This window comes from Stenotrophomonas geniculata ATCC 19374 = JCM 13324 (assembly GCF_001431625.1).
Classification (GTDB): Bacteria; Pseudomonadota; Gammaproteobacteria; order Xanthomonadales; family Xanthomonadaceae; genus Stenotrophomonas; species Stenotrophomonas geniculata.
The window spans coordinates 10,894-23,230 of record NZ_LLXT01000003.1 but is presented as its reverse complement, the minus strand read 5'-3'; the positions used below and the strand labels follow the sequence as shown (position 1 = coordinate 23,230).

The window sequence follows — 12,337 nt, the reverse complement described above, 5'->3', positions numbered from 1 at the left end:
GTCTTGCGTCCAAGTGCCCGTCGGCAGGGGAGAAACCGTGGGGCTCATCCCAAAAAGTCAGTCGCCGCTTGTAGGCGTCGACATCAGTTCGACTGCGGTAAAGCTTTTGCAGCTGTCCCGCAGTGGCAACCGTTTTCGTGTGGAACATTACGCCGTGGAACCTCTTCCGCCGAACGCGGTGGTGGAGAAGAACATCGTGGAAGTGGAGGCCGTGGGTGAGGCCATCCGCCGTGCGATGAACCGCTCGGGGAGCAAGGCCAAGCTGGCCGCTGCCGCCGTCGCCGGTTCGGCGGTGATCACCAAGGTGATCCCGATGCCGGCCGAACTCGACGAAAACGACATGGAAGCCCAGATCGAGCTGGAAGCGGTCAACTACATTCCGTACCCGATCGAGGAAGTGAACCTGGACTTCGAGGTGATCGGGGCGATCCCGAACAACCCGGAGATGGTCCAGGTGCTGCTGGCCGCGTCGCGTTCGGAGAACGTGGAACTGCGCCAGTCGGCCCTGGAACTGGGGGGGGCTGCAGGCCAAGGTGATGGACGTGGAGGCCTTCGCGGTCGAGAACGCCTACGCCCTGGTCGCCAGCGAGCTGCCGGTGTCCATCGAGGGCGTGGTCGCGCTGGTCGATATCGGCGCCACCATGACCACCCTCAACGTTCTGCGCGGCGGCCGCAGCCTGTACAGCCGCGAACAGGTGTTCGGTGGCAAGCAGCTGACCGACGAGATCATGCGCCGTTACGGCCTGAGCTACGAGGAAGCCGGCCTGGCCAAGCGCCAGGGTGGGCTGCCGGAAAGCTACGAGATGGAAGTGCTGGAGCCGTTCAAGGAAGCCACGGTCCAGCAGATCAGCCGCCTGCTGCAGTTCTTCTACGCAGGCAGCGAGTTCAACCGCGTTGACCACATCGTGCTGGCCGGCGGCTGCGCCGTGCTCGGCGGCCTGCCGGAAATGGTCGAGGAACAGCTGGGCGTGCCGACCGTGGTCGCCAACCCGCTGGCGCAGATGACCCTGGGGCCGAAGGTGAACGCACATGCGCTGGCCCAGGATGCCCCCGCGCTGATGATCGCCACCGGTCTGGCGCTGAGGAGCTTCGACTGATGGCACGCATCAATCTATTGCCCTGGCGCGCCGAGCGGCGCAAGCAACGCCAGCGCGAGTTCTACGCAATGCTGGGCATGGCCGCGATCGGTGGCCTGCTGCTGTCGCTGGTGATCTGGTTCTATTACGACCGCCAGGTGAGCGGCCAGATGGACCGCAACGCCTATCTGGAAGCCGAGATCGAAAAGGTCAAGGAACAGAACAAGGAGATCGACCGCCTCGACGCGCAGAAGGAACGCCTGCTGGCCCGCAAGAAGGTCATTGAGGAACTGCAGGCCAAGCGCTCGCAGATGGTGCACCTGTTCGATGCGCTGGTGCGCACGATTCCCGATGGCCTGGTGCTGACCGCGCTGAAGCAGGAAGGCGACGTGCTGACCCTGGAAGGCCGCACCCAGTCCAACGCCCGTGTTTCGGCGTACATGCGCAACCTGGAGACCTCCGGTTGGATGACCAACCCGGAACTGTCGATCATCGAAGCGCGTGATCCCGAGAAGGACAAGGACGGCAAGGTTGGCCCGCTGGCCGACATCAAGGCGCTGCCCTATGTGTTCGTGGTCAAGGTGAAGCTGCCGGCACAGAGTGAGGAAGTGGCCGGTACGCCAGGCCTCAACGCCGATGGTTCGGTGGCAACGCCGGCGCCGCCCGCAGTGGCCCCGCTTGCCGCCGGCCCGGATGCAGCGGCGCCTGCTGCACCGGCCGCAGGCCAGCCCGCTGCTGCTCCGGCTGCACCCGCCCCCGCCGCCGCTCCGGTCAACGCACCTGCTGCCACCCCGGCCGCGCCGAACCAGCCGGCAGCCCCGGCTGCCAAGCCTGCGCCGAAGCCCGAGGGCAGCCGCCTGGCGCAGCCGCCGCAGGCCTTCAACGCCCCGCTGCAGGGGGATCGCGCATGAGCCAGAAAATCGATCTGAAGAACCTGGATTTCAACGACATCGGCAACTGGCCGCAGAAGGCCAAGATCGTCTTCTGCTCGCTGTTGGCGCTGGTGATCATGTTCGTTGCGTGGATGCTGCTGATCAGTGGCAAGCGCGAGGAGCTGGCCGGCCTGGAATCGAAGGAAGTCGATCTGCGTGCCGAGTTCACCAAGCAGCAGGAGCGCGCGGTGAACCTGGCACCGCTGAAGCAGCAGCTGGCACAGATGGAACAGGTGCTGCAGCAGATGCTGCGGCAGCTGCCCAGCAAGACCGAAATGCCGGACCTGATCATCGACATCTCGCAGACGGCGTTGTCCAGCGGCCTGACCAACGAGCTGTTCGAGCCGGAGCAGGAGCAGGTCAAGGAGTTCTACGCCGAAAAGCCGATCAAGCTGCGCATGGTGGGCAGTTACCACCAGTTCGGTGCTTTCGTCAGTGGCGTGGCGTCGCTGCCGCGCGTGGTCATCCTGACCATGCACGACATCAACCTCAAGCCCAAGGACAAGGCCACCGGCAACGCCCGCAGCGGTGCGCTGGAACTGTCCGGCACGGTCAAGACCTATCGTTATCTGGATGAGACCGAGGTGCAGGCACAGCAGGCGGCTGACGCCGGCAAGGAGGAGAAGAAGTGATCCGTTCCCTCTTTGCGCGTTGTGGGATGGCAGCCGTCGTGCTGATGCTGGCCGCGTGCGGCCGCGATGTGACCAGCACGCCGGGTGATGCGCCGAACCTTGAAAAGTGGGTGGAAGGCGAGCGTGCCCGACCGGCGCAGCCGCTGGAGCCGCTGCCGGTGATGCAGCAGTTCGAAACCTTCGAATACTCCGCACAGGGTCTGCGCGACCCGTTCACCGATGCCTGGACCAATCCGCAGCAGGGGAATGGCGGATTGCGTCCGGATCCGAACCGGCGCAAGGAGCCGCTGGAAGGCTTCCCGCTGGATGCACTGGACATGGTCGGTACCATCGGCACCGGCGCCGCTACCGTGGCGCTGGTGATGGGGCCGGACAAGGTGACCTACCGGGTACGCCCGGGCGGGTACCTGGGGCAGAGCGACGGGCGGGTCACGGCGGTCTTCGAGGACCACGTGGAGCTGATCGAACTGGTGCCGGATGGCGCGGGCGGCTGGCTGGAACGGCCGGCAACGCTCTCGCTTGAAGATCAATGATCGTTTACTGGGGATAGCACGATGACCTTTCACCAAGCCAAGGGGCTGCGTCCCATCCGGCGCTCTACCTTGAACCGTGTCAGCGCGTTGGGAGTCGCGCTGATGCTGGCCTGCGCTCCGGCGCTGGCCGCCGCACCGGCCGAGAAGCCGGTGGGCGCCACTGTGGCACCGGCGGCAGCGCCGGCGGGCCTGTCGGTGGCCAAGATCGATTTCAAGCGCGGCGATGATGGCGCCGGGCGCCTGATCGTCCAGTTCGACGGCCAGGGCGCGGTCCCGGACCTGCGGACGCAGGGCAACAGCGTGGTGGTCGATGTCGGTAACGCCCGGCTGCCGGCCAACCTGCAGAAGCCGATGAACGTCACCGACTTCGCCACGCCGGTGCAGCGCATCGACGCCAAGCCGTCCGGTGCCGGTACCCAGCTGGTGCTCAGTACCGGTGGCGCGGTGGAGTCGCTGGCCTACCAGAGTGGCAACGAGTACGTGGTGGAGATCAGCCCGCGGCAAGCGCCCGCCGCGGTGGGCGCGGTCACCGCCGGCAGCGTCACCCAGGCTGCCAAGGCGGTGGGGCAGCGTGGCTTTACCGGCAAGCCGGTGACCTTCAACTTCCAGGACGTGCCGGTGCGCACCGTGCTGCAGTTGATCGCCGAAGAATCCAATCTCAACGTGGTGGCGTCCGATTCGGTACAGGGCAATGTGACCCTGCGCCTGGTCAACGTGCCGTGGGACCAGGCGCTGGACATCGTGCTGCGCGCCAAGGGCCTGGACAAGCGTCGCGATGGCAGCGTGATCTGGGTCGCTCCGCAGGCTGAGCTGGCCAAGTTCGAGCAGGAGAAGGAAGACGCGCGCATCGCCATCGAGAACCGCGAAGACCTGGTCACCGATTACGTCCAGATCAACTACCACAGCGCCACGCAGATCTTCAAAGCGCTGACCGAGGCCAAGGGCATCGGCGGCGGCAGTGGCGGCGGCAATGGCGGTGGTGGCGGTTCGTCGCAGGAAGACAGTGGTTTCCTGTCCTCGCGCGGCCGTATCGTGGCCGACGAGCGCACCAACACGCTGATGATCAGCGACATCCCGAAGAAGATCGCGCGCATGCGTGAGCTGATCGGTGTGATCGACCGTCCGGTTGACCAGGTGCTGATCGAAAGCCGCATTGTCATCGCCACCGATACCTTCGCCCGCGAGCTGGGTGCGAAGTTCGGCATCAGCGGCAGCCGCGACAACGTGTACTTCAGCGGCAGCCTCGCTGCCAACGAGGAAACCCGCAAGTCGCAGGTCGATACGGCACTGGCCAACGCCAAGGCGGTCCGTGAGTGGCAGGCGGGTGGCAGCGTCGGCCCGGCCCCGGTTCCCAGCGGCCCGACCATCAAGCGCGGCCTGAACTGGAACCTGCCGGTGGCTACGGCCAGCAACCCGGGTTCGTTGGCGCTGTCGATCCTCAACGCTGGCTACCTGCTGGACGTGGAGCTGTCGGCCATGCAGGAAGAGTCGCGAGGCGAGGTGATCTCCAACCCGCGCGTGGTCACCACCAACCAGCGCGAGGCGATGATCAAGCAGGGCAAGGAAATCGGCTACGTCACCATCAGCGGCACCGGTGCTGCCGGTGGCGCGGGCTCCACCCCGAACGTGCAGTTCAAGGAAGTGGTGCTGGAACTGCGGGTGACCCCGACCATCACCAACGACAACCGCGTGTTCCTCAACATGCAGGTGAAGAAGGATGAAGTCGACCGCCTGATCGAGCTGCAGGGCTACGGCACGGTGCCGTCGATCAACCGCCGCGAGGTCAACACCGCGGTGCTGGTCGAGGATGGGCAGACCGTGGTCATCGGTGGTGTGTACGAGTTCACCGACCGCAGCAGCATCAGCAAGGTGCCGTTCCTGGGCGACGTGCCGTTCCTGGGCAACCTGTTCAAGAAGCGCGGCCGCAACAAGGACAAGGCCGAGCTGCTGGTGTTCGTGACGCCGAAGGTGTTGCGCGTGGCCAAGCAGAACTGAGCCCGCGCCACCCGCGAAACGAAGAAGGGCCGCCATGCGCGGCCCTTCTTCGTTTCCACCCGTAGATCCACGCCGCCCATGTCCAGTAGATCCACGCCATGCGTGGATGGGCCGTTCAGCCGTTCTTGATGCCAATCGCAGGGCACCCTGCGATGATGTCGGGAACCCGTGCCGTCCCGCGCCGGTCAAAGGCCCCCATGAACCTGCCACCGCCGATGCCCGAAACCGTCTCGCCGCCGCCCGCGCCGGCCACCTCCCGCCTGCATGGCGCCTTCACCCAGTTGCGCGATGCCCTGTCGGCCGAGATCGTCGGCCAGGCGGCACTGGTCGAACGCCTGCTGATCGCGCTGCTGGCCGATGGCCACCTGCTGGTGGAAGGCGCTCCGGGCCTGGCCAAGACCACGGCGATCCGCGCGCTGGCCTCGCGCCTGGAAGCTGACTTCGCCCGCGTGCAGTTCACCCCGGACCTGCTGCCGGCCGACCTGACCGGCACCGAGATATGGCGTCCGCAGGAAGGTCGCTTCGAATTCGTACCCGGACCGATCTTCCACCCGATCCTGCTGGCCGATGAAATCAACCGCGCGCCAGCCAAGGTGCAGTCCGCACTGCTGGAAGCGATGGGCGAGCGCCAGGTTACCGTTGGCCGCCACACCTACGCGCTGCCGCCGCTGTTCCTGGTGATGGCCACGCAGAACCCGATCGAACAGGAAGGCACCTTCCCGCTGCCGGAAGCACAGCTGGACCGCTTCCTGATGCATGTGCGCATCGGCTACCCGGACCAGGCTGCCGAATCGGAGATCCTGCGCCTGGCCCGCGAGCGCGCCCGTGGCGCACTGGGCGAAGCCGCACCGGCGCCGGAAAAGCTGCCGATGCAGGATGTGTTCGATGCCCGCCGCGAAGTGCTGGACCTGCACATGGCGCCGGCGCTGGAGCGCTACCTGATCGAGCTGGTGCTGGCTTCGCGTGATCCGGCGCGCTATGACGCTGGCCTTGGCCGCCGCATTGCCTGGGGCGCCAGCCCGCGCGGTTCCATCGCACTGGAACGCTGCGCGCGTGCGCGCGCCTGGCTGGCCGGCCGCGATTTCGTCACCCCTGATGATGTGCGTGCGGTCGCTGCTGACGTGCTGCGCCATCGCGTGCTGCCCAGCTACGAAGCTACTGCCGAAGGCTGGGATGGCGAACGCCTGGTGCAGGAGCTGCTGGCCCGGGTGCCGGCACCCTGAGCCTGCGCATGACCGATCCATCCCTGGACCACGCCTCCTCCGTCAGCGACGGTGACGGGCTGCGCCCGCAGCTGTCCGAACTGGTGGCGCTGCGCCGCCTTGCACAGCGTCCGCCGCCGCCACGCCGTGGCCGTGCCGGCAACGCCGGGCAGGCGCCGTCACCGCTGCGTGGGCGTGGCATGGAATATGCCGAGTCACGCGAGTACGTGGCCGGTGATGATGCGCGGCATATCGACTGGCGGGTGACCGCACGGACCGGTCGTGCCCATACCAAACTGTTCCAGGCCGAACGCGAGCGGGTCAGCCTGATCGTGGCCGATACCTCGCCGGCCCTGTACTTCGGCACCCGCGTGCGCTTCAAATCGGTGCAGGCCGCACGTGCAGGCGCCGTCGCCGCGTGGTCGGCGCAACGTCGTGGCGATCGCATCGGAGCCCTGCGTGGCAGCGACCGTGAACCACCGATCGCACCGGCAGGAGGCCCGCGCGGCGTGCTGCGCGTGCTGGATGCGCTCACCCGCTGGTATGCGCAGCCCCCGGCCGATGACCTTGGCCTGGAACGCGCGCTGGACCATGCCGGTCGCGTCCTGCGCCCCGGTGCACGTGTGCTGGTGCTGGCCGATCCGCAGCAGGCCATCCGTATTCCGCCTGCGCGCTGGAGCGCGTTGGCCCAGCACCATGACCTCAGCCTGGTGCTGCTGGTCGATCCATTGGAACTGCAGCCTCCGTCGGCCGCGCTGCAGTTCCAGACCCTGCACCAGCGCATCGGCCTCGACCTGCGCCGCAGCGAAGTGCAGGCGCACTGGCAGGCGCATTTTGTCGAGCCGCTGCAGGAACTGCGGCGCCAGCTCGGCGCGCGCCGCGTCGACGTACAGGTGCTGTCCACCGATGCGCCCAGCGATGCCTGGCTGGCACCATCACCCACCGAGGTGCCGGCATGAGCGCGAACCTGCCGCTGCGCGATGTGCAGCTGCCGCCGGCCCCATCGTGGTGGCCACCGGCACCGGGCTATCTGATGATCGGCGGCGTGGTGCTGCTGTTGCTGGTGGCGATGGCCTTCCTGTGGTGGCAGCGCCGCCGACGCAGCCAGCGCTGGTTGCAGCTGTTTGATCAGGAGCTGGCAACCACCGCCGATGCGGCTGCCGAACTGGCGGCGATCGCAGGGCTGCTGCGTCGCGCTGCACGCCAGGCACAGCCCGGCAGTGAATCCCTGCGCGATGACGCCTGGTGGCAGCGCGTGGATCCGGAAGGCACGCTGCCCGCGGCACGTCGCAGTCTGCTGGCCGAAGGTGCCTATCGCCCGCGGGTGGACGCCAACGATGTGGCGGCGCTGCGCAGCTGGGCGCGCGAGCGCTACCTGGCCATGCTGCTGGAGCGCCGCCGATGAACCTGCTGGCAAGTTACTGGCCATGGCCGGACCTTCAGCTGGCGTGGCCGCTGGCCCTGCTGGCGCTGCCGTTGCCGTTGCTGATGCGCTGGTGGAAGCGTCGTGCCGACCCCGGCGCTGCGCTGCGCGTGCCCTATGCAGCGACGGAACTGGAAGCGCTGGCCGGTGGCGGCCGCGTCGATGTGTCGTGGCTGCACACGCTGCTGTTGTGGCTGGGCTGGTGCGCGCTGTGCATCGCACTCACGCGCCCGCAGCAGTTGGGCGAGGCCATCACCCCGCCGCAGCAGGGCCGGCAGATGATGCTGGCGATGGACGTGTCCGGCAGCATGGGCGAGGGCGACATGGTGCTGGGCGGGCAGGCGGTGGATCGCCTGACCGCGGCCAAGGCCGTGCTCGCCGATTTCCTTGATCGTCGTGCCGGTGATCGCATCGGCCTGCTGATCTTCGGCGACCGCGCCTACACGCTTACGCCGCTTACTGCCGATCTGGCCAGCGTGCGCGACCAGCTGCGCGACAGCGTGGTCGGCCTGGCCGGGCGCGAGACGGCCATCGGTGATGCCATCGGCCTGGCAGTGAAACGCCTGCGCAGCCAACCGGAGGGGCAGCGCGTGCTGATCCTGCTGACCGACGGCGTCAGCAACGCCGGGGTGCTGGAGCCGCTGCGTGCGGCGGAAGTGGCCCGCGCCGAAGGTGTACGCATCCACACCGTCGCGTTTGGTGGCGATGGCAGCATGCGCCTGTTCGGCATTCCCATTTCCGCCGACCAGGATCCGGTCGACGAGGCCACGTTGAAAAAGATTGCCAGCATGACCGGTGGCCAGTTCTTCCGCGCCCGCGATACCGCGCAGCTGGCCGGCATCTACGCCGAACTGGACCGGCTGGAGCCGATCGCGGCGAAGGGGCCAAGCCTGCGACCGCGCGAGGAGCGCTATGCCTGGCCGTTGGGCCTGGCGTTGTTGCTGGGTGCGTTGGCATGGGTGTGGCCGGAGCGCCGCCGATGATCGCGTTGGCATCCCATCTTCCCGACTGGAATGCGCTGCACTTCCTGCGCCCGGAATGGCTGTGGGCCTTGCTGGCATTGCCGCTGATCCTCGCGCTGGCGTTGTACCGGCAGCGGCGCAGCGATGTGTGGCGAACAGCAGTCGATGCCCACCTGTTGCCGCATCTGCTGGCTGCGGGCACGCGCCGCCGTGCACGCCTGCCCTGGGCCGTGCTGCTGGGCTGGACGCTGGCCTCGCTGGCCATGGCCGGGCCGAGCTGGCGCCAGCAGGCACAGCCGATGTTCCAGGCCAGCGCACCGCTGCTGGTCGTGCTGGATCTGTCCAGCCGGATCAATGCCACCGACCTGCCGCCGTCGCGCCTGCTGCAGGCCCGGGCGAAAGTGGGTGAGCTGCTGCGTGCCCGCCAGGGCGGACAGGTGGGCCTGGTGGTCTACGCCGAGGATGCCTACACCGTGGCGCCGCTGACCGACGACGGCAGCAACGTTGCGCTGTATCTGGACGCGTTGTCGCCGGATGTGATGCCACGCGACGGCCAGCGTGCCGACCGCGGTATCGACTGGGCGACGCGGTTGATGCGCCAGATCGGGGCATTGCGGGGGCAGATCCTGCTGGTCAGCGATCAGGCGGATGATGAAGCGGCACTGGCCGCCGCGCAGGCGCGCAGCCTCGGCCTGCAGGTGTCGGTACTGGGCCTGGGCACATCTGCCGGTGCGGCGTACCGGGATGGCAGTGGGCAGATCCGCCAGGCCACGCTGGATGAAGGCAGCCTGCGTGCGGTGGCTACGGCCGGTGGTGGCCGCTATGCCCGCATCGCCGCCGATGACAGTGATCTGCGCGCACTGGGTGTACTGGATGCACGCGAAGGTACTGCGGCGCAGCGGCCCGGGGAGGGCAAGCAATGGCGTGATGAAGGGTTCTGGCTGCTGCCACCGGTGATGCTGCTGGCGCTGCTGGCCTTCCGCCGCCGCGCGCTGCTGGCGGCGGTGCTGGCGGTGGGCCTGCTGCCGTGGATGAGTGATGTGCAGGCGCAGGCACCCGCCGTGCCGGCTTCACCGCCGGTGCAGGGCACACTCTGGAAGCGCGCCGACCAGGTGCAGCACCAGCGTCTGGCCGAAGGTGCGCAGGCGTACCGCAATGGCGATTTCGCCAGTGCCCGCAAGCAGTTCGAGGGCATCGACAGCGATGCGGGCTGGTACAACCTGGCCAATGCACTGGCCCGCCAAGGCAACTACGACGAAGCCATTGCCGCCTACGACCGCGCGCTGGCACTGCATCCCGGCATGGCCGACGCGGTCGCCAACCGCGCCGTGGTCGATGCCGCGCGCAAGCGCAAGCAGTCGGGTGGCAAAGGCCAGGATCAGCAGAAGCCACCGCAGAACGGGCAGCAGAAGCCACCGCAGAACGGCCAGGGGCAGCAGAATCCGCAGGGCCAGCAGCCGCAGCAGGGCCAGCAGAATCCCGGCCAGGGCCAGCCGCAACCGGGCCAGCAGGGGCAGCCCAAGCCCGGTGACGACAAGAACCCGTCGAGCCCGCAGCCCGGCGAGCGCGGGCGCGATGGACAGCAGGCGCCACCACAGGTGGAGGATGCCAAGGCACAGGCCCAGGCGGATGAGCAGCAGCGCCAGCGCATGCAGCAGGCAATGCAGCAGGCACGTGAGGGCAAGGGCGAACAGGATGGCAAGCCCGTGCCAGGCAGCGACGGCACCACCCCGCGCCAACGCGAGGAGCAACAGGCGGTGGAGGCGTGGATGCGGCGCGTACCGGATGATCCGGGCGCATTGCTGCGGGCCAAGTTCCAGCTGGAAAACGAACGCAGGAAGAGGGAAGGGCGATGACGCGGGCGACGAACATGCACGGGCGCTGGCCGCTGCAGGTGTTGGCGGCACTACTGCTGTGGCTGCCGCTGCTGGCGTGGGCGCAGCCGCGCGCGTGGCTGGACCGCGACCGCATCGCGATGGGCGACACGGTCACCCTCAATGTCGAGAGCGATCAGGGCGCGCCAGACTTCACGCCGTTGCGTACCGATTTCGATCTCAGCGGCCAGACCAGCAGCCGTCAGGTGGAGTGGAGCAATGGCAGCATGCAGCAGCGCAATCTGTATGGCGTGGCACTCACGCCGCGGCGTAGCGGTGCACTGGTGGTGCCGGGCCTGCAGGTGGGCAGCGTACGTACTGCGCCGTTGACCCTGCAGGTGGATGCCGCTGCCGTGGCCGGCCCCGACAGCAACGCAGTGGCCTTCATCGAAACCGTCGTCGATGACGAGACGCCGTATGTGCAGCAGAGCGTAGGCGTGGTGGTGCGGTTGTATTTCGCTTCGCAGCTGGCCTCCGGCGAACTGGTGCTGGATACCCCGGCCGGTGCGTCGTTGCAGCGGGTGGGCGATGACCGCACCGATGTGCGGCAGGTCAATGGCCGCCGCTACAACGTGGTCGAGCGGCGCTTCCTGCTGATTCCTGAGCGCAGCGGTGCACTTCGGCTGGCCGGTGCGCGTTTCAGTGGGCGCAGTGCCGGTGGCTTCTTCGACGACTTCTTTGGCGGCGGCGACGGGCGGATGAATGCCACCGGCGCCGACCGCACGTTGCAGGTACAGGCACAGCCGGCACAGGCGCCGCAGCCGTGGCTGCCGCTGCAGGGCCTGCAGCTGCGCTACACCAGTGCACCGACCAGCGCACGTACCGGTGAGGCGGCCAACGTGGTGGTCGAGGCGATTGCCGACGGTGCCACCCGCGCGCAGTTCACCGACCTGCCGGTGCCCGACGTCGGCAGCGCCGCACAGGTGTTCGCCGAACCGGCGCAGTACGAAGAGACCTTCAACGGCAGCACGCCGCGCCTGAAGATCACCCGCCGTTATTCGATCGTGCCGCGCCAGCCGGGTTCGCTGGTGGTGCCGGGGCCGCGCCTGCCGTGGTGGGATGTTCGTGCGGGCAAGCCACAGGAAGCGAAGCTGCCGGACCTGACACTCGCCGTCGCAGCCGGTAATGGCGGTGGCAGTGCTTCACCTGCGCCGCTGCCGCCGATCGACACAGATGCTGCGCTGCCGGGGGGCGATGGCCAGGACAGCCGTATCGCGGCTACCGATCCGCGCGCCAGCGGCCTGGCCGAGCGTCCGTGGCCATGGATGGGCGCCGCCATCGGCCTGGCGCTGCTGTGGCTGCTGACCCTGCTGTGGGGTTGGCAGCGTGGCCGTCGCCCGCGCGTGGCGCCGCCTGAGGCGGGCAGGGGGGCTGTGCCGGCTGTGGCGACTGGACGTGCCGGCCTGGCCGAACTGCGCCGCGCGCTGGATGGTGAAGGCTTCGATCAGGTAGAAACTCAGCTATGCGCGATGGCCGGCGTTGAACGCATTGAGCAGGTCATCGCGCGGTTGGATGACCCGGCCCAGCGCCAGGTGCTGCAGGACCTGCAACAGGCCCGCTGGGGCGGGCAGGGTGATCTGGCGCCGCTGCGCACGCGCCTGCGCGGGGTCTTCCGTGACGGACCGCACTGGTCGGCGGCTGCCGGCCCCGCCGACACTGGCCTGGCGCCGCTGTATCCACCGCGGCGAACCTGAACCGGCGCCGCTTG

10 protein-coding genes and 1 pseudogene are annotated in these 12,337 nt (G+C 68.1%); all 11 read left to right on the top strand.

Annotated elements, in window-relative coordinates:
* Nucleotides 1-37: 37 nt before the first annotated feature.
* The 11 genes and pseudogenes from ARC63_RS00310 (at nt 38) to ARC63_RS00260 (ending at nt 12,323) form a co-directional block, all read left to right on the top strand.
* Nucleotides 38-1,097: pseudogene (locus ARC63_RS00310) on the top strand (pilus assembly protein PilM).
* Nucleotides 1,097-1,987 (top strand): PilN domain-containing protein, encoded by an 891-nt coding sequence (locus ARC63_RS00305; RefSeq protein ID WP_057502237.1) that lies wholly within the window; start codon nt 1,097-1,099, stop codon nt 1,985-1,987. Before ARC63_RS00310 ends, ARC63_RS00305 begins: the two are co-directional and overlap by 1 nt.
* The gene (locus ARC63_RS00300) at nt 1,984-2,640 is read left to right on the top strand and encodes a type IV pilus inner membrane component PilO (RefSeq protein WP_010484063.1); all 657 of its coding nucleotides are present in this window, start codon (nt 1,984-1,986) and stop codon (nt 2,638-2,640) included. Before ARC63_RS00305 ends, ARC63_RS00300 begins: the two co-directional genes overlap by 4 nt.
* 26 nt (nt 2,641-2,666) lie before the next feature.
* Nucleotides 2,667-3,173: a pilus assembly protein PilP gene (locus tag ARC63_RS00295; protein WP_010484064.1), complete on the top strand. Its 507-nt coding sequence runs from the start codon at nt 2,667-2,669 to the stop codon at nt 3,171-3,173.
* A 21-nt stretch (nt 3,174-3,194) separates the two neighbouring features.
* Nucleotides 3,195-5,168 (top strand): type IV pilus secretin PilQ, encoded by a 1,974-nt coding sequence (locus ARC63_RS00290; protein ID WP_049437119.1) that lies wholly within the window; start codon nt 3,195-3,197, stop codon nt 5,166-5,168.
* A 197-nt stretch (nt 5,169-5,365) separates the two neighbouring features.
* A complete protein-coding gene (locus tag ARC63_RS00285) occupies nt 5,366-6,391 on the top strand; it encodes an AAA family ATPase (RefSeq protein WP_019659996.1) in 1,026 nt (341 codons plus the stop codon).
* 8 nt (nt 6,392-6,399) lie between these two features.
* Nucleotides 6,400-7,329, top strand: coding sequence for a DUF58 domain-containing protein (locus tag ARC63_RS00280; protein ID WP_043400365.1), 930 nt, complete (start codon nt 6,400-6,402; stop codon nt 7,327-7,329).
* A complete protein-coding gene (locus ARC63_RS00275; protein ID WP_057502236.1) occupies nt 7,326-7,775 on the top strand; it encodes a DUF4381 family protein in 450 nt (149 codons plus the stop codon). The genes ARC63_RS00280 and ARC63_RS00275 overlap by 4 nt, the downstream gene beginning before the upstream one ends.
* Nucleotides 7,772-8,776, top strand: a complete 1,005-nt coding sequence (locus ARC63_RS00270) for a vWA domain-containing protein (RefSeq protein ID WP_057502235.1) — start codon at nt 7,772-7,774, stop codon at nt 8,774-8,776. The genes ARC63_RS00275 and ARC63_RS00270 overlap by 4 nt, the downstream gene beginning before the upstream one ends.
* Complete coding sequence (locus tag ARC63_RS00265) at nt 8,773-10,611, top strand: tetratricopeptide repeat protein (protein WP_057502250.1); 1,839 nt, start codon at nt 8,773-8,775, stop codon at nt 10,609-10,611. Before ARC63_RS00270 ends, ARC63_RS00265 begins: the two co-directional genes overlap by 4 nt.
* On the top strand, nt 10,608-12,323 hold the full coding sequence (locus ARC63_RS00260) for a BatD family protein (protein ID WP_057502234.1): 1,716 nt from the start codon (nt 10,608-10,610) through the stop codon (nt 12,321-12,323). Before ARC63_RS00265 ends, ARC63_RS00260 begins: the two co-directional genes overlap by 4 nt.
* The last annotated feature ends 14 nt before the right edge of the window (nt 12,324-12,337 follow it).

What these genes read in the sequence shown, in the direction of transcription:
- ARC63_RS00285 (WP_019659996.1), top strand. Translation starts at nt 5,366, where the DNA reads ATGAACCTGCCACCGCCGATGCCCGAAACCGTCTCGCCGCCGCCCGCG.
- ARC63_RS00275 (WP_057502236.1), top strand. Translation starts at nt 7,326, where the DNA reads ATGAGCGCGAACCTGCCGCTGCGCGATGTGCAGCTGCCGCCGGCCCCA.
- ARC63_RS00295 (WP_010484064.1), top strand. Translation starts at nt 2,667, where the DNA reads ATGGCAGCCGTCGTGCTGATGCTGGCCGCGTGCGGCCGCGATGTGACC.
- ARC63_RS00290 (WP_049437119.1), top strand. Translation starts at nt 3,195, where the DNA reads ATGACCTTTCACCAAGCCAAGGGGCTGCGTCCCATCCGGCGCTCTACC.
- ARC63_RS00270 (WP_057502235.1), top strand. Translation starts at nt 7,772, where the DNA reads ATGAACCTGCTGGCAAGTTACTGGCCATGGCCGGACCTTCAGCTGGCG.
- ARC63_RS00260 (WP_057502234.1), top strand. Translation starts at nt 10,608, where the DNA reads ATGACGCGGGCGACGAACATGCACGGGCGCTGGCCGCTGCAGGTGTTG.
- ARC63_RS00280 (WP_043400365.1), top strand. Translation starts at nt 6,400, where the DNA reads ATGACCGATCCATCCCTGGACCACGCCTCCTCCGTCAGCGACGGTGAC.
- ARC63_RS00305 (WP_057502237.1), top strand. Translation starts at nt 1,097, where the DNA reads ATGGCACGCATCAATCTATTGCCCTGGCGCGCCGAGCGGCGCAAGCAA.
- ARC63_RS00300 (WP_010484063.1), top strand. Translation starts at nt 1,984, where the DNA reads ATGAGCCAGAAAATCGATCTGAAGAACCTGGATTTCAACGACATCGGC.
- ARC63_RS00265 (WP_057502250.1), top strand. Translation starts at nt 8,773, where the DNA reads ATGATCGCGTTGGCATCCCATCTTCCCGACTGGAATGCGCTGCACTTC.